This window comes from Duganella sp. SG902, assembly GCF_013376005.1.
GTDB lineage: Bacteria > Pseudomonadota > Gammaproteobacteria > Burkholderiales > Burkholderiaceae_D > Rugamonas.
On sequence record NZ_JABMJK010000003.1, the window covers coordinates 442,795 to 466,247 of the forward strand.

Annotated in this window: 16 protein-coding genes; 5 read left to right on the forward strand and 11 right to left on the reverse strand. The window is 64.2% G+C overall.

The window, feature by feature from the left end; all coding sequences use genetic code 11:
- Window positions 1–178: 178 nt before the first annotated feature.
- Complete coding sequence (locus FHW83_RS08650; protein ID WP_176645937.1) at window positions 179–964, forward strand: methyltransferase domain-containing protein; 786 nt, start codon at window positions 179–181, stop codon at window positions 962–964.
- Between the two features lie 257 nt (window positions 965–1,221).
- The gene (locus FHW83_RS08655; protein ID WP_176645938.1) at window positions 1,222–3,657 is read left to right on the forward strand and encodes a TonB-dependent siderophore receptor; all 2,436 of its coding nucleotides are present in this window, start codon (window positions 1,222–1,224) and stop codon (window positions 3,655–3,657) included.
- On the opposite strand, the gene FHW83_RS08660 is transcribed toward FHW83_RS08655, so the two are convergent.
- Entirely contained in the window at window positions 3,605–5,164 is a 1,560-nt protein-coding gene (locus FHW83_RS08660) for a PLP-dependent aminotransferase family protein (RefSeq protein WP_176645939.1), read from the reverse strand. The genes FHW83_RS08655 and FHW83_RS08660 overlap by 53 nt on opposite strands.
- 84 nt (window positions 5,165–5,248) lie before the next feature.
- On the opposite strand from FHW83_RS08660, the gene FHW83_RS08665 reads away from it, so the two are divergent.
- Window positions 5,249–5,899 (forward strand): pyridoxamine 5'-phosphate oxidase family protein, encoded by a 651-nt coding sequence (locus FHW83_RS08665; protein ID WP_176645940.1) that lies wholly within the window; start codon window positions 5,249–5,251, stop codon window positions 5,897–5,899.
- A 170-nt stretch (window positions 5,900–6,069) separates the two neighbouring features.
- A complete protein-coding gene (locus tag FHW83_RS08670) occupies window positions 6,070–8,793 on the forward strand; it encodes a TonB-dependent receptor (protein ID WP_176645941.1) in 2,724 nt (907 codons plus the stop codon).
- Between the two features lie 39 nt (window positions 8,794–8,832).
- Here FHW83_RS08670 and FHW83_RS08675 read toward each other — a convergent pair whose 3' ends face one another.
- The 10 genes from FHW83_RS08675 to FHW83_RS08720 all read right to left on the reverse strand — a co-directional run bounded on the left by FHW83_RS08675 (window position 8,833) and on the right by FHW83_RS08720 (window position 22,322).
- Window positions 8,833–10,509: a hypothetical protein gene (locus FHW83_RS08675; protein ID WP_229224085.1), complete on the reverse strand. Its 1,677-nt coding sequence runs from the start codon at window positions 10,507–10,509 to the stop codon at window positions 8,833–8,835.
- Entirely contained in the window at window positions 10,506–12,557 is a 2,052-nt protein-coding gene (locus FHW83_RS08680; RefSeq protein ID WP_176645942.1) for a DUF4175 family protein, read from the reverse strand. Before FHW83_RS08680 ends, FHW83_RS08675 begins: the two co-directional genes overlap by 4 nt.
- Entirely contained in the window at window positions 12,541–13,599 is a 1,059-nt protein-coding gene (locus tag FHW83_RS08685; protein WP_229224086.1) for a hypothetical protein, read from the reverse strand. Before FHW83_RS08685 ends, FHW83_RS08680 begins: the two co-directional genes overlap by 17 nt.
- Window positions 13,596–14,477 (reverse strand): DUF58 domain-containing protein, encoded by an 882-nt coding sequence (locus FHW83_RS08690; protein ID WP_229224087.1) that lies wholly within the window; start codon window positions 14,475–14,477, stop codon window positions 13,596–13,598. The genes FHW83_RS08685 and FHW83_RS08690 overlap by 4 nt, the downstream gene beginning before the upstream one ends.
- Before the next feature lie 23 nt (window positions 14,478–14,500).
- The gene (locus tag FHW83_RS08695; RefSeq protein ID WP_176645943.1) at window positions 14,501–15,502 is read right to left on the reverse strand and encodes a MoxR family ATPase; all 1,002 of its coding nucleotides are present in this window, start codon (window positions 15,500–15,502) and stop codon (window positions 14,501–14,503) included.
- 5 nt (window positions 15,503–15,507) lie between these two features.
- Complete coding sequence (locus FHW83_RS08700; protein ID WP_373997183.1) at window positions 15,508–16,149, reverse strand: DUF4159 domain-containing protein; 642 nt, start codon at window positions 16,147–16,149, stop codon at window positions 15,508–15,510.
- 88 nt (window positions 16,150–16,237) lie between these two features.
- The gene (locus FHW83_RS08705; protein ID WP_176645944.1) at window positions 16,238–17,575 is read right to left on the reverse strand and encodes a TldD/PmbA family protein; all 1,338 of its coding nucleotides are present in this window, start codon (window positions 17,573–17,575) and stop codon (window positions 16,238–16,240) included.
- A 3-nt stretch (window positions 17,576–17,578) separates the two neighbouring features.
- Window positions 17,579–19,216: a TldD/PmbA family protein gene (locus FHW83_RS08710; RefSeq protein ID WP_176645945.1), complete on the reverse strand. Its 1,638-nt coding sequence runs from the start codon at window positions 19,214–19,216 to the stop codon at window positions 17,579–17,581.
- 112 nt (window positions 19,217–19,328) lie between these two features.
- Complete coding sequence (locus FHW83_RS08715) at window positions 19,329–20,666, reverse strand: TldD/PmbA family protein (RefSeq protein WP_176645946.1); 1,338 nt, start codon at window positions 20,664–20,666, stop codon at window positions 19,329–19,331.
- A gap of 18 nt (window positions 20,667–20,684) precedes the next feature.
- Window positions 20,685–22,322 carry a TldD/PmbA family protein gene (locus tag FHW83_RS08720; RefSeq protein WP_176645947.1) on the reverse strand — a complete coding sequence of 546 codons (1,638 nt, stop codon included), beginning with the start codon at window positions 22,320–22,322 and terminating at the stop codon, window positions 20,685–20,687.
- 309 nt (window positions 22,323–22,631) lie between these two features.
- Between FHW83_RS08720 and FHW83_RS08725 the strand changes: the two genes are divergently transcribed.
- Window positions 22,632–23,444, forward strand: coding sequence for a class I SAM-dependent methyltransferase (locus FHW83_RS08725; protein ID WP_176645948.1), 813 nt, complete (start codon window positions 22,632–22,634; stop codon window positions 23,442–23,444).
- Window positions 23,445–23,453 lie beyond the last annotated feature (9 nt).

A 23,453-nucleotide genomic window follows, 5' to 3' on the forward strand; every position in this document is an offset into this window, starting at 1 on the left:
ACAAGCCAAGCGAAACATCGCGCTGCTCTACTGTTTATTTGGCCTCGGCCCGCGTGCCAAAGAAATTGCGGCGCTGTGCATCACAGCATGTGTTGGGCGCCAATGTTGGCCCATTCGTTCACCGCTATGACCTCTTGCGCGATGTGCACATCCATTGAGCCTGCTAAACTGACAGGCTATGTCCAAGTCTTCAAAGCTCTCCACAGCCAACATCCGGTTCGATCTACCCGGCCATCCTCCTGCAACCATCACGGAATTTGAGGGCGTGCGCAGCCTGCATCTCGGCACCTCATGGGTGCAGGGCGCGATGCGCATCGCCAAGCCGGACAACATCGAGCTCGAATACGTGCAGATGATGATGATGTGGCTTCTGTTTAATGACCAGCCGCGCCACATCGTGCAGCTGGGCCTGGGCAGCGCCGCGCTCACCAAGTTCTGCTACCGCCGCCTGCCGCAGGCGCGCGTGACCGCCATCGAGCTCAATCCCAACGTGATCGCCATGTGCGAGGCGCAGTTCGCCCTGCCGCCCAATGATGAGCGCCTCAACGTGCGCGAAATGAACGCGATGGACTTCGTGCTCGATCCAGCCAACCGCGACACGGTCGACATCCTGCAGGTGGATTTGTACGATGAGGAGGCGCGGGGTCCGGTGCTGGATTCGCAGGAGTTTTACGAGGGCTGCGCCAACGTGCTGCGCGACGGCGGCATGATGACCACCAATGTGTTTGGCGACGACTTCAAAAACTATGACAAGAACCTGCAGACCATGGAGCTGGTGTTCGACGCGGTGGTGTGGCTGCCGGAGGTGCACGATGCGAACATCGTCGTCATCGCCTTCAAGAACGCGCCCGCGCTGGACTTCAGCGTGCTGTACGAGCGCGCGGCCGAGATCAGGAAAACCCTGAACCTGCCGGCCAAAAACTGGGTCAACGGCCTGAAAGGCTGGATGCGCGATCACCAGTAGTTTTCCGCATATCGATATGCATCCGCCTCATACCGATGCATGCGCGCCACACTTTTGGGCGCCCATGCACCATGTTCGTTCCGGGCCGCCGGTTACTTTACGATACATTACGTTTCAGTGCACGAAATATTGGTAAATGTGCACATTGCGCAACATTGTGGTGCATGCCGCGTTGTCGCTCATTGGAGGCTACCTTTAGTATTTTTATCAACGGCCCTACCCCGCTGGCCGTCTTCAAATACCTAGAGAGAAAACCAATGCAAAGAGCACCACAATTTAAACGCACCTTGCTGGCCAGCGCTATCCTGCTGTTGGCCGCGCAAAGCGCTTTCGCGCAGTCGTCCACCGACGGCGCCGCCAAAGCCGATGATCAACAAACCGTGGTCGTACTGGGCTCGCGCTCGGTCGCCAAAACCGCGCTGGACACCTCGGCGCCGGTGGGCCTGATCGGCCTGAAAGACCTGCAGACCGCCGGCCCGCTGGAGCTGGGCAAGCTGCTGCAAACGCTGGACCCGTCGTTCAACTTCTCCACCACCTTTATCAGCGACGGCACCGACTCGATCCGTCCGGCCACCCTGCGCTCGCTCGGCCCTGACCAGGTGCTGGTGCTGATCAACGGTAAACGCCGTCACCAGCAGGCGCTGGTCAACGTGCAGCAAACCATCGGCCGTGGCTCGGCCGGTACCGACATCAACGCCATTCCGCTGGCCGCCATCCATCACATCGAGGTGCTGCGCGACGGCGCCGCTGCCCAATACGGCTCGGACGCGATCGCCGGCGTGATCAACATCGTCCTCAAGTCGAACGTCGGCGAGACCGCCGTCAGCGGCCAGCTGGGCACCACCTCGGAAGGCGACGGCGACATGTACTCGGCCAGCGTCAACCGCGGCTTCGCGCTGGGCGAGAACGGCGGCTTCGTCAACCTGACCGCCGAGTGGCGCAAGCGCGGCGAAACCAACCGCGCCGGCCCGGACTCGCTGCGCGTGAACCCGCCGCGCGTGACCCAGCACATCGGCGACAGCAACACCAAGGACGCCTACCTGTGGTGGAACGCCGCCCTGCCGATCGACAAGAGCAGCGAGTTCTACGCCTTCGGCGGCGTCTCGCAGCGCAAGAGCGATTCGTATGGCTTCTTCCGCTCGGCCGGCGACGCCCGCACCGTGCCGGAAGTGTATCCAAACGGCTTCCTGCCGGCCATCCACACCGACATCAAGGACGCCTCGTTCGCGTTCGGCTACCGCCGCGACCTGGCCGGCGACTGGAAGGCCGACGTCAGCATCAACTACGGCCAGAGCGAGCTGGCGTTCCACGAGTCGAACAGCTTGAACGTCTCCTACTGGTACGAACCGAAACCGGGCGGCGGCATCTACGCCGAATCGGCGCGCGAGGCCGACACCGGCACGCTGAAGTTCAACCAGCTGACCTTCAACGCCGACGTCAAGGGCCCGGTCAAATTCGGCGAGACCGAAGTGAATCTGGCCACCGGCTTCGAGTACCGCCAGGATAACTATCAGATCGTCGCCGGCGATCCGATCTCCTACCAGTACGGCCGCACCAACAACCCGGCCATCGTGATCAAGACGCCAAGCGGCGCCACCGCAGCAGCCGGCATCCAGGGCTTCCCTGGCTACACGCCATCGACCGCCGTGGATTCGGGACGTCACAACATCGCCCTGTTCCTGGACGCCGAGACCAAGCCAGTCAAGGAGCTGACCCTGGGCGGCGCCGTGCGCTATGAAAAATACTCGGACTTCGGCGACACCGTCACCGGCAAGCTGAGCGCGCGCTTCGACCCGACCAAGGAAGTGGGCTTCCGCGCCAGCGCCTCGACCGGCTTCCGTGCGCCCAGCGTGCAGCAGGAGTTCTACAGCTCCGTGTCGACCAACCTGAATAACGGCGTGCTGACCGAAACCCTGACCGCGCGTCAGGGCAGCGCCGTGACCCAGGCCTTCGGCATCAAGCCGCTGAAAGAGGAAACCTCGACCAGCATCAGCGGCGGTATCGTGCTGCGTCCGGCGAAGAACATGTCGCTGACCGCGGACGCGTACCAGATCAAGATCAAGGACCGCATCGTGTTCTCGAGCGAGATCGCGCCTGAAGCCGGCGGCGGCCCGATCGCCAACATCCTGAAGCCACTGGGCGTGGGCCAGGCGCAGTTCTTCACCAACGCTGTCGATACCCGCACCCGCGGCCTGGACATCGTGGCGGAGCACACCACCAAGTTTGACGCGTCGACGCTGGTGCTGTCGGGCCAACTGGGCTTCAACAAAACCGAAGTGACCAAGCGCCACTCGACGTCCACGGTGCTGAGCGGCGAGAAGCTGTTCGACAAGTCGCAAGTGACCCTGATCGAACACGGCCAGCCACGCAAGCACCACGTGGTGGGCGCGGACTACACGGTCGGCGCATGGAACCTGAACGCGCGCGCCAACTACTTCGGCGAAGTGTATGCTGAAAACTTCAGCCCTCTGCAGAAGTGGGACGCGCGCTGGCTAGTGGACACCACCGTGCGCTACGGGTTCAGCAAACGCACCTTCCTGAGCGTGGGCGTGAACAACGTGTTCAACCAGCTGCCTAACGAGTGGACCAACGGCGGCGACTTCCCGAAACTGGGCTTCACCCGTTGCTGGGAAACCTGCCCTATCGGCGTGAACGGCCGCTCGTTCTACGTGCGTGCTGATACGGCGTTTTAATTGAACGGTTGGCGGCGTACGCCGCGAGGTGGATCAACGCCGCCAACTGTTTGACCAGTCCCTCCATCCGCTCGGCTGGCACTTGTGCATAGCCGAGCATCAAACCCTTCCATCCCGAATCTCCCTGTGTGTCGTGCTGGCTTAGCGCGTTGACCGCGATGCCGTGCCGCTCGGCCTGCGCCGTGACCTCGACGTCATCGATGCGCGCGTCGTTGAAGCGCAAGGACAGGTGCATGCCGGCCGAGCCGCCGTGCACCGTGGCCACCGATCCCAGATGCTTTTCCAGCGCGGCCACCAGCGCATCGCGGCGCTGGCGATACAGCCTGCGCATGCGGCGCAGGTGCAGCACGAACTGGCCGCTGCGCAGGAACTCCGCCAGCGCCAGCTGCTCAGCCACGCGGCCGCGCGCCGACGATTGCGCGCGCATCAGGGCGAAGTCCCCGGCCAGCGCCGCCGGCACCACCACGAAGCCGATGCGCAGCGACGGGAACATGGTCTTGCTGAAGGTGCCCAGGTAGACCACTGGCGCATCGGGCGTCAGGCCCTGCATGGCGTGCAGCGGCGCGCCGTCGTGGCGGAATTCGCTATCGTAGTCGTCCTCGATGATCAGCGCGCCCGCCGCGCGCGCGGCCTCGATCAGCGCATGGCGGCGGCGCAGGCTCAGTACACTCCCAACCGGATACTGGTGCGAGGGCGTGGTGTAGATCAGCTTTGGAGGACGCAGCAGCCAGTCCTCGCGGCGCGGCGCCATGCCGTCGTCATCGACATCGATGCCGGCCACCACCAGCCCGGCCGCGCGCGCCGCCGCCAGCGCGCCGCCGTAGCCGGGATTCTCGATCCAGATGGTTTCGCCGGCATCGGCCAGGGCGCGCATGCACAGGTCAAGGCTGCTCTGCGTGCCATCGGTGATGAACACCTGGCCGGCACCGCACAGCACACCGCGCGAGGCGCGCAAATGGCCGGCGATCGCTTCGCGCAGCGGCGCCTCGCCGGCGGGGTCGCCGTAGTTCAGTTGCAGCGCCGTCATGCCGCGCAGTGCGCGCTCCAGCATGCGCCGCCACAGCGCCATCGGAAAGTGCTCGAGCGCAGGCACGCCCGGCACAAACGCACCCATGCGGTCGGCATCGCCCGGCAGCGCGCGCAGGTTGCGCACGCGCTGCGACAGGCCCGGCGGCGCCGCGCCGAGGCCCGGGTCTCTCGCCGCCGCAGCGCGGCCCTTCGGCGCGTGCGCGGTCGTCGCCGGCGCGGTGAGGGTCGCGACCATCGTGCCGCGCCGGTCGCTGACAACGTAGCCTTCGCCGCTCAACTGCTCATACGCGTACAGCACCGTGTTGCGCGCCACGCCCAGCTCCTCCGCCAACGCGCGCGACGCGGCCAGCCGGGTGCCGGCGGCCAGCGTGCCCTCGCGGATGGCGGCGCGCAGGCATTCGTGCAGCATGCGCTGACGCGGCCAAGCGGCGTCGCCATGGCGCTCCGCATAGCGGTTGAACAGCAATACAAAATCCATTCTTGGCTCCATAAAATTAGCAATCCGTGGATCTATTGATAGAGCCAGCATTTCATTATATTGCCCTTTTTATGAAAGGGAACCATGAACCAGCCACCGAGTGACCGCACCCGCATTCGCCGCGTCGCCAGCAACGCGCACTACGACACCGCCACCCTGCACGCCATCGTCGATGACGCCTACCTGTGCCACATCGCCTTCAGCGACGGCAAGGGCGCTCATTGCATTCCCACCGCCTGCTGGCGCGAGGGCGAACATCTGTACATCCACGGCTCCAACGGCAGCCGCATGGTCAAGCACCTGCTGCAAAACGAATGCTGCGTGACCATCACCCACCTGGATGGCCTGGTGCTGGCGCGGTCGGCGTTCAACCACTCGATGAACTTCCGCTCGGCCATGATCTATGGCCGTTTCGAAGCGGTGGAAGGCGGCGCCGCGCGCCACGCGTTGGAAGCGTTCATGGAAAAGCTCGCGCCCGGCCGGCAAGCCGAGATCCGCCCCGGCTCGGACAAGGAGTACGCCGCCACCACCGTCCTGCGCATCCCGCTGGCGGAGGCGGCCTGCAAAATCCGCGCGGGCGGGGTGGAAGACGACGCCGAAGACCTGAACTGGCCGGTGTGGACCGGCGTGCTGCCCTTGGCGCGCACGCCGTTGGCGCCGCTGCCGGAGCCCGACTGCAAGCTACCCGCGCCAGCCTACGTTCTGCAATGGGACTCATGTAGTTCAGCTACATGACGACACATCTTTCTGTAGCATAGATACAACTTTATCCGACTACAGAGGCGAAGTAGTCGACGTAAACCGTATTTCGGCACAAACATTGTTTGACTGTTATTCTAGTTTTAATACAAGATCGAACGAAGCGTCACAAGAACGCGCCATTCGACACACACCTGGAGACTACAATGCAGCTCAATCAATCCCGGCGCGGCCTGCAAGCCGCGCTGCCGCTCAGCCCTGTCGCCGCCGCCTGCGCGGTGCTGATTTCAGCCCTGTCCGCGCCAGTCCACGCGACGGCGGCCGACACCCCGCAAGCCAGCGACGCGCCCACCACCGTGGTGGTGGCCGGCATCCGCCGCGGCATCGAGGACGCCATCTCGGTCAAGAAGGACGCGACCTCCATCGTTGAAACCATCTCCGCAGAAGACATCGGCAAACTGCCGGACGTCTCGATCGCCGAATCCATCGCGCGCCTGCCCGGCCTTGCGGCGCAACGCGTGGCCGGCCGCGCGCAAGTGATCTCGATCCGCGGCCTGTCGCCGGACTTCGCCACCACGCTGCTGAACGGTCGCGAACAAGTCAGCACCGGCGACAACCGCTCGGTCGAATTCGACCAGTATCCATCGGAGCTGCTGAGCGCCGTCACCATCTACAAAACACCGGACGCGGGCCTGATCGGCCAAGGCCTGTCCGGCACCATCGACATGCAGACCGTGCGCCCGCTGGCCTTCTCCGGCCGCACCTTCTCGGTCAACGCGCGCGGCGAGAAAAACTCGCTGGGCAAGATCGCCAACGCCAAGGACACCGGCCACCGCGTCAGCGCCAGCTACATCGACCAGTTTGCCAACCGCACAGTCGGCGTGGCGCTGGGCATCGCCCATCTGGAGTCGCCGATCCTCGACCATGAAACCGGCACCTACGAGCCATTCTCGCAAAGCGCCGTCTCGGGCGTCCCGGCCGGCACCTACATCACCGCCGGCGTGAAATCGCTGGCCAAGAGCGGCGTGCTGAAACGCACTGGCCTGATCGGCGTGCTGGAATACCGTCCGTCGAAAATGTGGACCAGCACCCTCGACGTGTTCGCGTCCGAATTCAAGCAGGTCGACACCAACAACCAGTTCGAGGTAAACCTCGGCGGCTACAACGGCAGCAACAACCCGGTCGGCTTCAACTACCAGACCGTCAACGTGGTGAACGGCACGCTGCTGGGCGGCACCGCCACCGGCGCCTACCCGCTGGTGCGCGGCCAGTACAACAACCGCAAGGACCAGATCCGCACCGCCGGCTGGGCCAACCGCTTCAACTTCGGCAGCTGGACCCTGCTGGCCGACGCCAACTACTCACGCGCCAAGCGCGACGAGACCTACCTCGAAAACAACCTGCAGCTGCAGACCGCGACCGGCGGCGCCTACAACGATCCGCTGATGACGGTAGGCTGGAAGACCGGCGACTTCGCCACCATCCACGGCACGCTGGATTACAGCGATCCGACCAAGCTCTTGACCGGCAACTCGATCTACGGCTACGGCAGCACCTACTCGCCGCACCTGGTGGACACCATGAAGAGCTTCAAGCTGGTGGCCACCGTGCCGGTGCCGGACGCGCTGGAAAGCGTGTTCCATAACGTCGACGTCGGCGTCAATCACAGCAACCGCACCAAGACCAAGCGCCAGCCTTCGGGCCAGCTGTTCGCCAAGGGGAATCCGACCATCTCCAGCGACCTGCTGTACGCGCCGGTGGACCTGGGCTTCGCCGGTTCGGGCATCGTGCCGTCGTGGAACGTGCCGGCGGTGATCGCCAAGTACTTCGATCCGATCAACTACAGCCTGGCCAATAACGCCGGCACCATCAGCCGCGCCTGGGACGTGACCGAGAAAATCACCACGGGCTTCGTGCGCGCCAACCTCGACTCGGACCTGGGCGGCGTATCGCTGCGCGGTAACGTCGGCGCGCAGCTGGTGCACACCAACCAGTCGTCGGACTCGCTGTACGCGGACAATGGCGGCGTGGCCCACCCGATCAGCGACGGCAAGAGCTACAACGACGTGCTGCCGAGCGTGAACCTGGCCTTCGGCCTGGCCAACGACCAGACCCTGCGCGTCTCGCTGGCCAAGCAGATCGCCCGTCCACGCGTGGACCAACTGAACGCCGGCTTCAACTTCACAGTCGATACCGGCACCCGCCTGCCGAGCGGCAGCGGCGGCAACACAAAACTGGATCCATGGAAGGCCAAGGCGTTCGACATCTCGTGGGAAAAATACTTCGCCAAGAAGGGCTACGTGGCGCTGGCGGGCTTCTACAAAAAGCTCGACACCTACATCTACACCTTCTCGGAAACCCGCGACTTCTCGCAGTACACGGCAGGCACCATCGCCATCACCAATCAGGGCCAGTACACCACGGCGTACAACGGCAACGGCGGTATCCTGAAAGGCGCGGAGCTGTCGGTGTCGGTGCCGTTCGACATGCTGACGCCGGCGCTGGACGGCTTTGGCGTGCTGGCATCCACCTCGTACACCGAGAGCCACATCGACATCAAGGAAGTCAACTCCACGATCGGCAAGATCCCGCTGCCCGGCCTGTCGCGCAACGTCACCAACCTGACGCTGTACTACGAAAAAGCGGGCTTCTCGACCCGCGTGAGCACCCGCAAGCGTTCCGACTACGTGGGTGAGATCGGCAACTTCGCCGGCGACCGCCAACTGCGCTACGTGGTGGGCGATAGCCCGGTCGACTTCCAGATCGGCTACACCTTCAACGAAGGCGCCTACAAGGGACTCGGCGTGCTGCTGCAGGTGAACAACCTGACCAACGAGGCGTATGAAACCTACGCCAACAGCAAGGACCGTCAGCTGGAGTACGCGAAGTACGGTCGCACTGTCCTGTTTGGACTGAACTACAAGTTCTGATTCCGGCCAAGGACGCCGGCCCCGCAATATGGGCCGGCTTTAGCCCTGCGCTTCGCGCGCAGGGCTTTTTTCGGCGCTTTGCTCGCGATACCAAAGGGCCAGCATGGACAACGCAAACAGCACCCCGAACGGAGCGGCCGGCAACGGCCGCTCCGCCGCACCGCCAGTCGCCACGATTGCCGCAGCCGCCGAACGTGTCGCGTACCGCGCGGTCGCTTCACGCCGCAGCGCGCGCTGCCACGCCGGCCAATCATTGGCGGCATAAACGTATTCCAGGCCCGGCGCCTCCATGCCTTCCGCGTTGAACTTGATCCATCCGGCTTTCTGTGGCCAGAACGCCGCGCATACACCATCCGCCTTGTCGGCGCGAGGCTGCAAGGCCATTGCCGCATAGCCTTCCGCCGCCAACATCACGCCTGTCTTCACACCTTGCGCGCACACTTCGCTGCGCAAACCCGGCACCGGCATCGGATCGTTCAATTGCCACACCGTTTTTTGCACGCTATCCAGCGCAATCCGATCCATGGCGGATTGCCACCACAACGCCAACAGCCGTGGCTCGCTGATCGCATACTTGTGCCACTCCGTCACGCCCAGCCACACCACGCGGCCCTTGCCGACGGCGCGGCTCCACATCCACGGCTGCTTTTTCGCGTCGCGTGCCAGCACCGACCACGGCTCGGCTGCATTCTCGGCCGGATTCAAGCCGGCGGGAGGCATGGCCAGCGTGGCGTTGAACTGCCGCACGTCCTCTTTTTCAGTGGTCGGCGATTGCGGATGCAGCGGCAGCCCGAAATCACGTTGCCACATCCCGACATCCGAGGCGCTGCCGCCCAGCACAACCAACGGCACGCCCTGCCCCACCTGCGCCAACAAACTGCCGCGCGCCGATGGACTTAGATGCTCGACGTAGGCCGCATCGACAAACATCACATTCGGTGCGGTGAGCGGCGCGCGCGCCGTTTCGCCGCGCGTGATGGCCTTGCCCAGCGTGACATTCCAGTCCAGGATGGCGTTACCGTCAGCCAGCAACTGGTTCAGCACGCGCGCATCAAATGATGGCGCGTCAAAGCGGCCCTGTACCTGCAACGGCACCGCATCCGTCACCTGCAGCGGAACCGGCCCTTGAGCGATGATTTTGCCGGCGGCGTCCAGCAAGCGCGCCTGCAGCACCATGGTCTCGGCCACCGGCGGCAGCCACTGCACCGTCAACTGCGTCGCCGCAGCCGGCGCGCCGGAATCGGCCAGCACCTGCTTGTTCTCCGCCAGCAGCTGCAAGCGCCACGCGGCCTGCGTCAGTGGACGACGCACGGAGAGTGTGAAGATGCGGCCCAGCGATATCGAACGCGGGAAGTCCAGCCAGAGCAGATCGGCGTTGGCCGCCGGCGTCCATTGCAGCGGACGCGCAGGCAAATCGCGCCAGTCCGCCTCGCGCACGCCGTCCCCGCTGAGCGCAATGGCGGCGGCGGCGGGAATCGCAAGGCGGTCGGCGTCACTGAGATGGCCCGCCTCGGTGCTGACGGACAGCGGGGCGGCGTTGAGGGCGGCAGGCAATCGGACATCCGCGATCGACACCGCCAGCGCGGCGCCTGCAACGCCGGCCAAGGCAGCGTTGAGCCACTGTTTTTTGCGGCCATACAGCGCCGCGCTGATCGCGCCCGCCGCCAGCGCGGCCAGCGGTGGTGCTATCGCCGCGAGATCGGTAGCGATCATCATTTTGCTTGCTCCTTGCCGGCCCACGCGCGGCGGAAAGTCGAATCCGCCGAGGGCCTCGCCTGCAGCAGCACCGGCGCTTCCGCCAAGGTGCCGCGCAGCCAGGCGCGCAGCTCGGCGCGGCATGGCACACAGCCGTCCTGCACATCCTGCACCGCGCGCTGGGCGCTGAGTTTCTGTTCCTGATCGGTGACCCGCGCGGCGATGGTGTCGCGCGCGGCCTTGGCCCACAGGGCCGGCAAGGCGCCGTCCTGCGACAACGCTTGCACCAGCTCGCGCACCTCGGCCGGCACGCTGTCGTTGGGTGCTCCCTGTTCACGTTTGTAGCTCATGGCGCCGACAATGTCGCCGGTCATACGCTTCTCCTCCTTCAGCGCCGGTGGCACGAAGGCCGTGCGGTGCAGGTAGACGCGTTCCGCCGACTGCAGTTCCTTGATCGCGTCCAGCGCCTTGTATTCCGGCGCCAGCGCCGTCTTGGGCGAGATCGCGCGCAGGGCCTTCTCGGCATCCCACATGGCGGCCAGCGCGCGGCGCAACACCGCCTTGGTTTGCGGATCGAAGATGGTGGCGTTGCCTTCCTGGTCGTGCGCGTGGCCGAAGGCTTTCATCACGGAGATTTCGCTGCCTGGACGTTCCTGGGCGCCGCCGCTTTCGTGGTGTTCCTCGTGTTCTTCCTCGCCGAACAAGCTGGATTCCTCGCCCAGGAACTGGCCGTAGCGCAGGCGCAGCTTGGTCTGGTCGGCGGCGATGGCTTCGCTGCGGTTGCGCAGGGTGGCGGCCGGCATGTCGGGATGGGCTTTCAGGTCGGCCACCAGTTGCTCCGTGTCGATGATGATCTGGCGTTGGCTGCGCAGGTTCTCGGGCTTGGTCATGGTCGGCAGCGCGGTGGATTCGAGGCTTTCCGCATCCGGGCCTGGCAGGCGCAGGGTGTAGGTTGGCGATTGCGCGGTGTGCGGGCTTGGCGCGTTGTCGGTGGCGCGCAAGAAGAAGTAGAGTTCATCGCCCGGTTCCATGCCGAGTTCCGCCAGCGTCCATTGTTTTTTCCAGTTGCGGGATTTCGGGTCGGTGGATTGCGGCAGCGGGACTTCCTTGTCGCTGAAGCGGATGTTCTCGCCGCTGCCGCGCGCCAGCGTCATGTGCAGACTGGCGCGGACGATGGCGTAATCGTCCTTGGCGCCGACGGAGATCTGGACCGCCTTGGCATCTTTTGCCAGCAGGTGGATTAACTCGGTGGGCGCGGCGATGGTGATTTCCGGCGCCTGGTCCGGCGTGACGCGGATGTTGTAGCGGGTGCCGCCGGCGCCACGGGCGCGCCAGAACAGAGAGTCTTCAACGCGAAGTTTTGCACACTCCGGGGTGACGTCCAGCGTTTGGCCGTCGCCCAGTTCTATCACGGGCTGTGCGCCAGCCGGATTGCGCACGCACCAGCGGACCTCGGAGTATTGGGGAACCTGGATGTCGCGAGCGCCGGTTTCGAATGCGGCGACACCTGTGTAGGCCGGCGGTGTGACGCGCAGGTGGACTTCGCCATCGACGATGGGTTTATTGGCTTGCTTCGCGGTGGCTGGCGATGGCGCGGCGGTTGGGCGGGTGTGCCAGGCGGCGGCGCTGCCTGCGGCCAGCAGGCTGAGTACGAGCGGCAGGATGGTGAAGCGTGCGCGTTGGCGCGCGATGGTTTTGTAGTCGTCGGCGGCCAGTATGCTGGCGAGTCGGGCTTGCAGGCGTTGCTGCTGAAGCCTGGCGATTGGCGTTCTGGCCTCTTCGGCCAGCAGGGTACTGCTGTCTTCCAGTTGCGGGATGGCCTGGTTCAGCCACGAGGCCCATTGCTGGTTGATGCGATGGCGCCAACGGGCCGCGTCGACGGCGATCCAGACCAGGCAAAGCGCGACGGCGGACAACACGAACAGCCAGGCGTTGCTGACGGTAGTCGCCGGATGGAGCACGATGGCGGCTACCGCCAGCGGCGCGAGGACGGCCAGCCATTGCGGCACGCGGCGGCGCAGGATGGCGGCCCAGAGGCTGTCGCGCAGGTGGTCAGTTGCGCCGTGCATGGGTGAGTATCCGTTCGATGATGAAGAGCGCCAGCAGAGCCAGTGCCAGCCAGCTCGCAGGCTTGGCGCTCACGATGGCAGGCAGCGCGTTGCGGGCGGCGGCGAAGGTTTGCGATGGCGTTGGGTAGGCTGGTGCAGGTGCTACGGCCAGCGACTGCCAGGCTTCGTACAGCACGCGCGCGGTGTCGGCGTCGCGCGGTGGGAAAGCGTCCGACGTCCACAGACGGCCGCGCGGCGAGTCTGTGTACTTCAGCGTGATGCCGTTGATCGTCAGCGTGGAAGCTTTGGCCAGTTCGGGGAAGGCCGCCGGCGTGGCGATCCACCAGTGTGGCGCGTGCCAGTCAGCGGGCGGCGTTGCGTTGGGCGTGTCCCAGACGATCAGCGGAGTCTTGGCGTCCGGCTCGGCGGCGACCACGTAGCGGGTGGCGCCCTCCCCTGCGCTGCTGAATGCGGCGAACAGGGAGCGCCATGCCGAAGCGCGCGCGTCTGTCGCCGCAAGCGCCACGCGGCGCTCGACCGGCGTGGCGATGCCCGACGCGCGTGGCGCGGCTACGGGCTGAGTGCGCAATTGGAGTTGATGGTTGTATTGCGGCAGGCGGGCCGGCATGGCGATTTGGTCAGCGCGGGCGACGATCAGCAGTTTGGCATCGCTACGCCAATCGCGTTCGTTCGCGCGCAGCCATTGCAATGCGTTTGACGGCAGCTCGGCGCGCGCGGCGGCGCCGAAGCCGGCGGCTGCTATTTCCTTTTCCGCCCATGCTTTGTCCACGCCGGCGTCGATCAACACCGTGTCGCCGCGCCACGGGAAAATGGTCGCCGCCAGCCAGGCGATCAACGCCACCAGCATCAGGCAGCGTACCAGCAGCAGCGCTTTGTCGCGCCACTGCCAGACGCGCAGCTGCTCCGGCGGTGCGGACGGCAGGAAGCGTGCCGTCGCCAGCATCTCGGCCTTCAGCCGCTGGCGCTTCTGGCGATGCCACCATACCGGCAGCAACAGCACCGGCAGCGCCAGCCACCACAGGGGGTAAGAACTCAACATCATTTGGCCCGTGCTCCCGCGAGCTGCAACCAATTGCGTAAAACACCACTCAAAGGCTGCTCGATGCGGGCCTCGTAATGGACGATGTTATGTTGACGGCAGCGGGCCACCACATCGTCGAAGTGTGCTCGGCTCTGCTGTTTGTAGGATTCACGGTCCGCATTGCTCATGCGATGCAAGCCGTCGTTCTGTTCCGGGTCGCGATAGGCGGTGCCGGACTTGAACGACGCCTCCACCTCGGCCTGGGTGCGCAGCGTCAGCAGGCGTACGTCGTGCCGCATGTTGCGCAGGCGGAGCAAGGCTTCGCTCAGTGGCGAAGGCCAGTCGAGGAAATCGCTGGCGGCGAAGATCATGCTGGGCGCGCGGGCGAAGTGCAGACTGGCTTTCAGCACGTCGGCGGATGGCAAGCTGCCTTGCGGCGTGGCCTTGTTCATCGCGGCCAGCACGCGCTGCAACTGGCGCGGCCCGCGCGCGGCCGGCGTGAATTCGACTTTGCCGTTGGTGCAGACCACTAGACCGAAGGCGTCACCCTGACGCTGGGCGATGGCGGCCACGCAGGCCAGCACGGTGCGGGCGAACCACAGTTTGTCGATGCCGTTGATTTCACGGCTGGGCTCCGCCATCGACGCGGTGGCATCCAGCCAGAGCCAGACGGCGACGTGGCTGTCGCGTTCCGCCTCGCGCACGAAGTAGCGGTCGGCGCGAGCCAGCAGCTTCCAGTCCACGCGGCGCCATTCGTCGCCGGGCGCGTAGGCGCGGTACTCGGAGAACTCGACTCCGGCTCCACGCTCGCGGCCCGCGTGGATGCCGTGGCCCAGCCCCGCCAGCACGTGACGAATCACCAGGTCCAGATCCTTGGTCTGGGCCATCATCGCCGTCATGTTAGCCTGCGCGGTAACTTGCATCAGTCAGGACGGATATGCTCGCGCAGCGCTTGCAGGATGTCGGCGATCGCCACACCGTCCGCTTCCGCTTCGAAGTTGCGCAGCACGCGGTGCGCCAGCACCGGCAGCAGCATCTCCGCGATGTCTTCACGCGTGACGGCCAGGCGGCCGTGCATCAGCGCGCGCGCCTTGGAGGCCAGCACCAACGCCTGGCCGGCACGCGGGCCGGCACCCCAGCCGATATGCTTGGTCACCGCAGGCACCGTCGTCAATGCAGGACGCGTGGCGCGCACCAGGCGCGTGGCGTAGGCTACCAGGTGATCGCCAATCTCGATATCGCGCACCAGCTGCTGCAAGCGCAGGAGCGTGGCGACGTCCATCACCGGCTCGGCGTCCTTCAGGCCGGCGTGCGTGGTGGCGGACACCATCCGGATCTCTTCCTCTTCGGTCGGATACACCACATCGATGCGCAGCAGGAAGCGGTCCAGCTGCGCCTCTGGCAGCGGATAGGTGCCGGCCTGTTCGATCGGATTCTGCGTCGCCAACACGAAGAAGGGCTTGGGCAGCTTGTGGGTCTGGCCGGCAAAGGTCACCGAGCGCTCCTGCATCGCCTCCAGCAGCGCCGATTGCGTCTTCGGCGGCGCGCGGTTGATCTCGTCCGCCAGCAGCACCTGCGTGAACACCGGGCCTTGCTGGAAGCGGAACTCGCGTTTGCGCGTCGCGTGGTCCTCTTCCAGGATCTCGGTGCCAACGATATCGGACGGCATCAGGTCCGGCGTGAACTGCACGCGGTGGAAGTCCAGCTCCGTCGCCTGCGACAGCGACTTCACCAGCAGCGTCTTGCCCAGCCCCGGCACGCCCTCCACCAGCGCGTGGCCACCGGCCAGCAGGCAGATGATCAGCGAGTCGATCACATTCTCCTGGCCGATAATCACGCGTCCCATACTGGCCTTGAGCGCCTTCACCTTGGCGGTCAGTTCGCCGATTTCTTTTTCGCTCCAGGCGATCGCACCATCAGCCATAATCACTAAGCTCCCAACGCATATTGAATGATATTCACCGCAAAGCGGGTGTTGTCGACCGCGAGAAACCGCTTGTTGCGGAAGTCGTAGTCCCACTCGCAGCCGTAGTCCTTGTTGCTGTACAAAAGCCGCACGCGGCCGCCCACCTCGACCGCCTTCAGGTAGTCGTGCACCAGATCGTCGCCCCAGCCGTTCAGCTCCACGGCGGTATTGGGCGGGCCGTCTTCAAATTTGAAAAAGCTCGAATAGATCGGATGGTTGTTGGGGATCTTGTGCAGCGCCTTCGGCCCGAAGATACGGGCGATTTCGGCCTCGAACGATTTCGCGAACAGTCCGTCGATGTCGTGGTTGCAGTCGTCCACGAACAAAAAGCCGCCGCCCTTGATGTAGCGCTCCAGGTTCTTGCGCTCGGCGGCCGTGAACTGCACCAGCTTGTGGCCGGCGAAATAGCAGAACGGCGCCTCCAGCATTTTCGGGTCGGACAGGGCGACGATGCGCTCAACGGGATCGACGCGCAAGGTCGTGTATTCGACCAGCGAGTTGAGCACGTTGCTGGGCATGCGGACATCCACATCCCAGTCTCCCGACTCGTAGGTCAGGCGCGTGAAGTAAAAATCGTACGAAGCCACGTCATTGTCCTCAGTCACACGTCATTCCGGCGTAGGCCGGAATCCATAGGCCGCGTAATGTCAGGCGCAGCATGGATTCCGGCCTGCGCCGGAATGACGGAGGGTTCTATACCGCGTCCGACAGGGACGTGAAGTTAAAGTCGCGCACCTTCATCGGTGGGATCAGCATCTGGAAGCGCACTTCGTCGCCGCCGATCACCACCGGCTTGCCCAGTTCATCGATGTTGTTCAACATCGTCACCGGGCTTTCATTGAAGCGGAAGTTCTTGATCGGATGCTTGATCTTGCCGTTCTCGATGTAGAACGTGCCGTCGCGCGTCAGGCCGGTCAGCAGCAGCGACTGCGGATCGACCATGCGGATGTACCAGGTGCGCGTGACGAGGATGCCCTTCTTGGTCGAGGCGATCAACTCCTCGGTCGACTTGCCGCCGCCCGCCATGATCATATTGCCGTGGCGGCCCACCGCGCGCTGGCCCTGCTTCTCGGCCCAGTAACGCGTGTAGTCCAGCGAGGCGACCTTGCCGCCCTTGATCACGTCCGCGCGCTCGCGCGCCAGCATGGCCTGGTTATCCCAGGGCAGCACCGGCACGTCGGGATTCCACGGATCGGCCCAGATGTTCACCTGCTCGTCGAACAGCTTTTCGCCGAGGCGATTACCGCCACCCTTCTTCGACAGGAAGCTGCGCCCCTCGTCGGCCTGGCGCGCATCGAAGGCGCCGAACATGCGGCCGATGATTTCCGACGTCGCCGCAGGCTCCAGGATCACCGTGTAGCGGCCCGGCTCCAGCGCCTTGGCGTCCACCGATTTCACCGCTTTTTCAATCGCGATCTCCGAGGACTCGCGTGGATCGAACTTGCGTGCGTCGTTGGCGGAGCGCGTCACCCAGCCGGAGCCACGACCATCCTCGGTGCGGGTGGTGACGGTGAAACCCAGATTGCTCAGGGTCTGGTAGCCGAACACGCCATTCGAGTTGGCCACCGTTTCAAAGCCGGTGGTATCGCTGAAAAAGCCGGCCGCGATCAGGCCCTGCTTCTTCGCCGCGTTGATGCTCATGGCCGCCACTTCGGCGCGGTACTCCGGATCGATGGCGGCGGTGGCTTCGCTGAATGTGGCCGACGGCTTGTACTCCTGCTTCTTGATCGCCGGCTGGAACTCCGGATTCTCCGGCGCCAGGCGCGCCACGTCTTCCGCGCGGCGCACCACTTTTTCCAGCGACTTATCGTCAAACTCATTGATCGACGCCGTGCCCTGCTTTTTTCCGAAGGCCACGCTCACCGTCAGCTGCGTGTTCTGCGTCAGGCCGGCGGTGGACACGGCGTTGCGCGCGTAGCGGATGTTGCCGTTGCGGGCGCCGTTGATCTGCACGCGGCATTCATCGGCCTTGGAGAGCGACAGTACCTTGTCGCAAATGCGCTTTGCTTCATCTTGCATCAGCATCTTCATGGCTTATCCAATCTTGCGTGCAGTGTTGATCACATTGACGCCGTTGAAGCGCGTGGTCGGCGAGCCGTGCGACACGGCGCTGACCTGGCTGGGCTGGCCCTTGCCGTCGAAGAAGGAGCCGCCCATGCGCCAGTCGCGCTCATCGCACAATGCGGTGCAGGCGTTCCAGAATTCCTGTGTGTTCGACTGGTAGGCCACGTCTTCCAGTTGGTTGACGATCTTGCCGTTCTTGATTTCGAAGTACAGCTGGCCGCCGAACTGGAAGTTATAGCGCTGCTGATCGATCGAGAACGAGCCGCGGCCGAGAATGTAGATGCCCTTCTTGACGTCCTTGATCATCTCGTCCGGAGTCAGCTTCTTCTTGCCCGCTTCCAGCGACACGTTGGGCATGCGCTGGAACTGCACGCTGCTCCAGCTGTCCGCGTACGAGCAGCCGTGCGATTCTTTTTCACCGATGACGGCGGCCTGATCGCGCGTGGCCTGGTAGTTCACCAGAATGCCGTTGCGGATTAGATCCCAGCGCTTGGCGGCTACGCCTTCATCGTCGTAACCGACGAGGCCCAGCGAACCTGGTGTGGTCTTGTCGGCCACGAAGTTGACGATGTCCGCGCCATACTTGAAGTTCTTCGACTTCCACTTGTCCAGCGTGGCGAAGCTGGTGCCGGCGTAGTTGGCCTCGTAGCCCAGCACGCGATCCAGTTCGGTGGCGTGGCCGACCGATTCGTGGATGGTCAGGAACAGGTGTTCCGGCGAAAGTACCAGATCGTACTTGCCCGGTTCGACCGTTTTCGCGGTCAGCTTTTCTTTCGCCTGACGGCCGGCCGCGCGCGCGTCTTCGATCAGATCGTAGGCGCCCTTGTACAGCGTGGTGACGCCGCCGGCGGCCTTGATGCGGTTCTCCGGTTTGCAGTCGAAGAATTCATAGCCCATGCTGGATGGCGACGACAGGCCGTCGCGTGTGCGGAACTTGCCGCTGGCCTTATCGACAGCGGTGGCGGTGAACGGCGACCACAGACGATGGATGTCCTGGTCGATGTAGGAGCCGTCGGTGGAGGCGAAGTACTTCTGCTGGTTCACCTGGAACAGCATGGAGCGCATGAAGTTGGCGCCCGCTTCCATGCCGGCCTTGTTGGCGGCCAGGAGCATCTCGGCCTTTTCGGCGATCGGCACCGCGCGCCAATCTTTCTTGAACGGCGTGGCCCAGGCCACCTCGCCCACGCCTTTGACCGGCGCCAGCACCACCGGCTCGGTTTGCAGCTTGGCGTTGGCCTTGGCGATGGCCACCGCCTGGCGCGCGGCGTCGGCCACCGAGTCCAGCGTCATGACGTTGGTGGAGCAGAAGCCGTACGCGCCGTTGGCGATCACGCGCACGCCGACGCCGGAGGATTCGGTGTTGACGATGTCCTCCACGTTCAGATCGCGCGTGGTGATGAATTGGTTCAAATAGCGGCCGATGCGCACGTCGCAGTAAATGGCACCGGCCTTGGTGGCGGCGTTCATGGCGGCGTCGGCCAGCGATTTTTTGAATTGCACAGCCATCGGGTTGAGCAGCTCCTCAGCCGCGATGGCGTTACCGAAGACCGGCACCAGCAGCGCTCCGCCAGCGGCGGCGCTTACTTTTAAAAATGAACGGCGTTCCACAAATTTCTCCTTTAGCCTGAAAGCGTCGCTCCCGCGCAGGCGGGAGCCCATGCCGCGCGGGCGATCAGGCGCAGCATGGATTCCCGCCTGCGCGGGAATGACGGGGATACCTTTACACCGCGTCCGACAGGGAGGTGAAGTTGAAGTCACGGACCTTCATGGCCGGGATCAGCAACTGGAACTGCGACTCGTCGCCCGACAGGATTTCCGGCTTGCCGATTTCATCGATGTTGTTCAACATCGTCACCGGGCTTTCATTGAAGCGGAAGTTCTTGATCGGGTGCTTGATCTTGCCGTTCTCGATGTAGAACGTTCCGTCGCGGGTCAAACCAGTCAGCAGCACCGACTGCGGATCCACCATGCGGATGTACCAGGTACGGGTCACCAGGATGCCCTTCTTGGTGTTGGCGATCAGCTCCTCGGTCGACTTGTTGGTGCCGGCCATGATGATGTTGCCCGGCGTGCCGACGGCGCGCTGGCCCATCTTCTTGGCCCAGAACTGCGAGTAACCCAGCGAGGCGATCTTGCCGTTCTTGATGATGTCCTGACGCTCGCGCGCCAGCATGCTTTGCGCGTCGAATGGCAGCACGGCGACATCCTTGTCCCACGGATCGGCCCAGACGTTGACCTGCTCATCGAACAGCTTCTCGCCGAGGCGGTTGCCGCCGCCTTTTTTCGACAGGAAGCTGCGGCCTTCATCGGCCGAACGCGCGTCGAAGGCATTGAACATATACGCCAGCACGTCGGAAGTGGCGGCCGGCTCCAGGATCACGGTGTAGCGGCCCGGCTCCAGCGCCTTGGCGTCCACCGAACGCAGCGCCTTCTCGATGGCGATGTCGGACGCGGCGCGCGCGTCGAACTTGCTGGCGTCGCCCACGCTGCGCTTGACCCAGCCCGAACCGCGGCCATCCTCGGTGCGCACGGTCAGGGTGAAGTCCAGGCCCGTGTCCTGCTGGTAGCCGAACACGCCGTTGGAGTTGGCGATGGAGGTGAACTGGGTGCTGTCGGTGAAGAAGCCCGCCGCCACCAGCTTGTTCTTGCGCGAGTTCTCGATGCTGTAGGCCGCCACCTGCGCGCGGAATTCAGGATCGATGTCGGCGGTCTTCTGGAAGAAGGTCTGCGAGGCCTTGTACTCCTGCTTCGACGGCGTCGGCATGAACTCCGGATTTTCCGGCGCCAGTCTCGCCAGGTCTTCCGCGCGACGCACGGCCTTTTCCAGCGACTTGTCGTCGAACTCGTTGACGGTGGCGGTGCCCTGCTTCTTGCCGAAGGCGACCGACACCACCAGCTGCGTATCTTCAATCAGGCCGGCGGTGGACACGGCGTTGCGTGCGTAGCGGATGTTGCCCTTGCGGCTGCCGTTGATCGACACTTCGCACTGATCGGCCTTGGTCAGCTTCAGCACTTTGTCGCTGATACGCTTGGTCTCTTCTTGACTCAGGAATTTCATCTTGTCTCTCTCCGGGGCTTAGCCGATTTTGCGGGCGGTGTTGATAACGTTGATGCCGTTGAAGCGCGTGGTCGACGCGCCGTGCGACACGATGGACACTTGCGGTGGCTGGCCCTTGCCGTCGAAGAAGGAGCCGCCCATGCGCCAATCGCGCTCGTCGCAGATGCCGACGCAGGCGTTCCAGAATTCCTGGGTGTTGGACTGGTAAGCCACGTCCTCCAGCTGCTGGCCGATCTTGCCGTTCTTGATTTCGTAGAACAGCTGGCCGCCGAACTGGAAGTTGTAGCGCTGCTGGTCGATCGAGAACGAGCCGTCGCCGACGATGTAGATGCCTTTCTTGACGTCCTTGATCATCTCGTCCGGCGTCATGCGCTTCTTGCCCGCCTTGAGCGAGACGTTAGGCATGCGCTGGAACTGCACATTGGCCCAGTTGTCCGCATACGAGCAGCCGTGCGATTCTTTTTCGCCGATGATGTGGGCCTGGTCGCGGGTGGCCTGGTAGTTGACCAGGATGCCGTCCTTGATGATGTCCCAGCTCTTGCACTTGACGCCTTCGTCATCGTAGCCGACCGCGCCCAGCGAACCCGGGGTGGTCTTGTCGGCCACGATGTTGACCAGCTCCGAGCCGTACTTGAACGACTTGGTCTGCCACTTGTCCAGCGTGGCGAAGCTGGTGCCGGCGTAGTTGGCCTCGTAGCCCAGCACGCGATCCAACTCGGTCGGGTGGCCCACCGATTCGTGGATGGTCAGCCACAGGTGTTCCGGCGTCAGCACCAGGTCGTACTTGCCCGGTTCGACCGACTTGGCTTTCAGCTTGGCCTTGGCCTGCTTGCCGGCCAGGCGCGCGTCCTCGATCAGGTCATATGATTTGGTGTACAGCGTGGTCACGCCGCCGGCCGCCTGCAGCTTGTGCTCGGGGCGCGCGTCCAGGTATTCATAGCCCATGCCGACCGGCGCCGACAAGCCCTGACGGGTGCGGAACTTGTTTTCCTTCTGGTCCACGGCGGTGGCGAAGAACGGCATCCACAGGCGGTGGATGTCCTGGTCGATGTAGGAGCCGTCGGTGGAGGCGAAGTACTTCTGCTGATTCACCTGGAACAGCAGCGATTGCATGAAACTGGCGCCGCCGTCCATGCCGGCCTTGTTGGCGGCGATCAGCAGGTCGGCCTTGTCCTTGATCGGCACCGTGCGCCAATCCTTGACGATCGGCGTCGCCCACGACACCTCGCCTACGCCCTTCACCGGCGCCAGGATCAGCGGCTCGGTTTGCAGCTTGGCGTTGGCCTTGGCGATGGCGACCGCCTGGCGCGCGGCGGCCGCCACGCCGTCCGGCGTCATGTCGTTGGTGGCGGCGAAGCCGTAGGCGCCGCCGGCGATCACGCGCACGCCGACGCCGGCCGATTCGGTGTTGACCACGTTCTCGACGTTGAGGTCGCGCGTGGTGAGGAACTGGTTCAGATAGCGGCCGATGCGCACGTCGCAGTACGAGGCGCCCGCCTGGGTGGCCGCGCCCATGGCGGTATCGGCCAGGGCCTTCTTGAATTTCACATCCACTGGCTTGAGCAGTTCGTCCGCCGCGATGGCGCGGCCGAACGCGGGCAGCAGCATCGTGCCCAGTGCCAGACTACTGATATTGAGGAATGCACGTCGTTCCATGTTCTCTCCAACGTTGTATGTGGGCCAGCCGCCCATGAGCTTCTTTTATATTGTTACTTTACGTTACATCTGAATATCTGTTGCCGCTTCGTGCGGATTGCAAAATGTATGCCAGACGATAATGTTGTGCAAGTGGCTGTTTTTTGACCGAAAAGTGTCCGTTCCGGTGTCCGCAGGGTGTCCGCTGGTGTCCGCGCACTGTGCGGGTGCGCGGCCATCCATTTTGCTTGACCTGCTGACAAGCTTGGCCGATGATCGCGCTGGGCGCGCGCAGGCGTCGCTCCCATCCAACACTTCAGGAGACTGTGCATGAAACGATACGTACTGGCCGCACTGGCCACCACGATGATGTTCGGCGCGACCGGCGCCGTGCAGGCCGACGACGCGCTCAAGGCGGCCATCGCCGCCCCGTCGCGCACGCCGGACAATGTGAAGCGCGACGTTTACCGTCATCCGTATGAAACGCTGAGCTTCTTCGGCATCAAACCCAACATGACGGTGGTGGAGCTGGCGCCGGGCGGCGGCTGGTACACCGAGATCCTGGCGCCCTACCTGCGCGCCAACGGCAAGCTGATCACCGGCGGCAGCGACCTGGCCTCGCCCAACGAGAACGAGCGCAAGAGCGCGGAGCGCTGGATGGCGCGCCTGAACGCCAAGCCGGAGGTGTACAACAAGGTGGCCATCGGCGTGTTCTCGCCGGGCCGCAAATACGAGCTGGCGCCGCCGAACAGCGTGGACATGGTGCTCACCTTCCGCAACATCCACAACTGGATACCGCTCGGCCCGGACAAGATGAAGGAATTGTTCGGCAACCTGTACACGGTGCTGAAGCCGGGCGGCGTGCTGGGCGTGGAGGAGCACCGCCTGCCGGCCTCCAAGACGCAGGACGACAAGGCCAGCACCGGTTACATGCACGAGCAGTACGTGATCAAGCTGGCGGAAGCGGCCGGCTTCAAGTTCGCCGGCAAGTCGGAGGTCAACGCCAACCCGAAAGACACCGCCGATCACAAGAACGGCGTCTGGGCGCTGCCGCCGACCCTCACCAACGGCGAAGAGGACCGCGCCAAGTACCTGGCCATCGGCGAGAGCGACCGCATGACGCTCAAGTTCGTGAAGCCGTAAGCAAACCTT

Excerpts from the sequence above, each read along its gene's own strand:
- FHW83_RS08650 (WP_176645937.1), top strand. The coding sequence starts at position 179 with ATGTCCAAGTCTTCAAAGCTCTCCACAGCCAACATCCGGTTCGATCTA.
- FHW83_RS08655 (WP_176645938.1), top strand. The coding sequence starts at position 1,222 with ATGCAAAGAGCACCACAATTTAAACGCACCTTGCTGGCCAGCGCTATC.
- FHW83_RS08660 (WP_176645939.1), bottom strand. The coding sequence starts at position 5,164 with ATGGATTTTGTATTGCTGTTCAACCGCTATGCGGAGCGCCATGGCGAC.
- FHW83_RS08665 (WP_176645940.1), top strand. The coding sequence starts at position 5,249 with ATGAACCAGCCACCGAGTGACCGCACCCGCATTCGCCGCGTCGCCAGC.
- FHW83_RS08670 (WP_176645941.1), top strand. The coding sequence starts at position 6,070 with ATGCAGCTCAATCAATCCCGGCGCGGCCTGCAAGCCGCGCTGCCGCTC.
- FHW83_RS08675 (WP_229224085.1), bottom strand. The coding sequence starts at position 10,509 with ATGATGATCGCTACCGATCTCGCGGCGATAGCACCACCGCTGGCCGCG.
- FHW83_RS08680 (WP_176645942.1), bottom strand. The coding sequence starts at position 12,557 with ATGCACGGCGCAACTGACCACCTGCGCGACAGCCTCTGGGCCGCCATC.
- FHW83_RS08685 (WP_229224086.1), bottom strand. The coding sequence starts at position 13,599 with ATGATGTTGAGTTCTTACCCCCTGTGGTGGCTGGCGCTGCCGGTGCTG.
- FHW83_RS08690 (WP_229224087.1), bottom strand. The coding sequence starts at position 14,477 with ATGACGGCGATGATGGCCCAGACCAAGGATCTGGACCTGGTGATTCGT.
- FHW83_RS08695 (WP_176645943.1), bottom strand. The coding sequence starts at position 15,502 with ATGGCTGATGGTGCGATCGCCTGGAGCGAAAAAGAAATCGGCGAACTG.
- FHW83_RS08705 (WP_176645944.1), bottom strand. The coding sequence starts at position 17,575 with ATGAAGATGCTGATGCAAGATGAAGCAAAGCGCATTTGCGACAAGGTA.
- FHW83_RS08715 (WP_176645946.1), bottom strand. The coding sequence starts at position 20,666 with ATGAAATTCCTGAGTCAAGAAGAGACCAAGCGTATCAGCGACAAAGTG.
- FHW83_RS08720 (WP_176645947.1), bottom strand. The coding sequence starts at position 22,322 with ATGGAACGACGTGCATTCCTCAATATCAGTAGTCTGGCACTGGGCACG.
- FHW83_RS08725 (WP_176645948.1), top strand. The coding sequence starts at position 22,632 with ATGAAACGATACGTACTGGCCGCACTGGCCACCACGATGATGTTCGGC.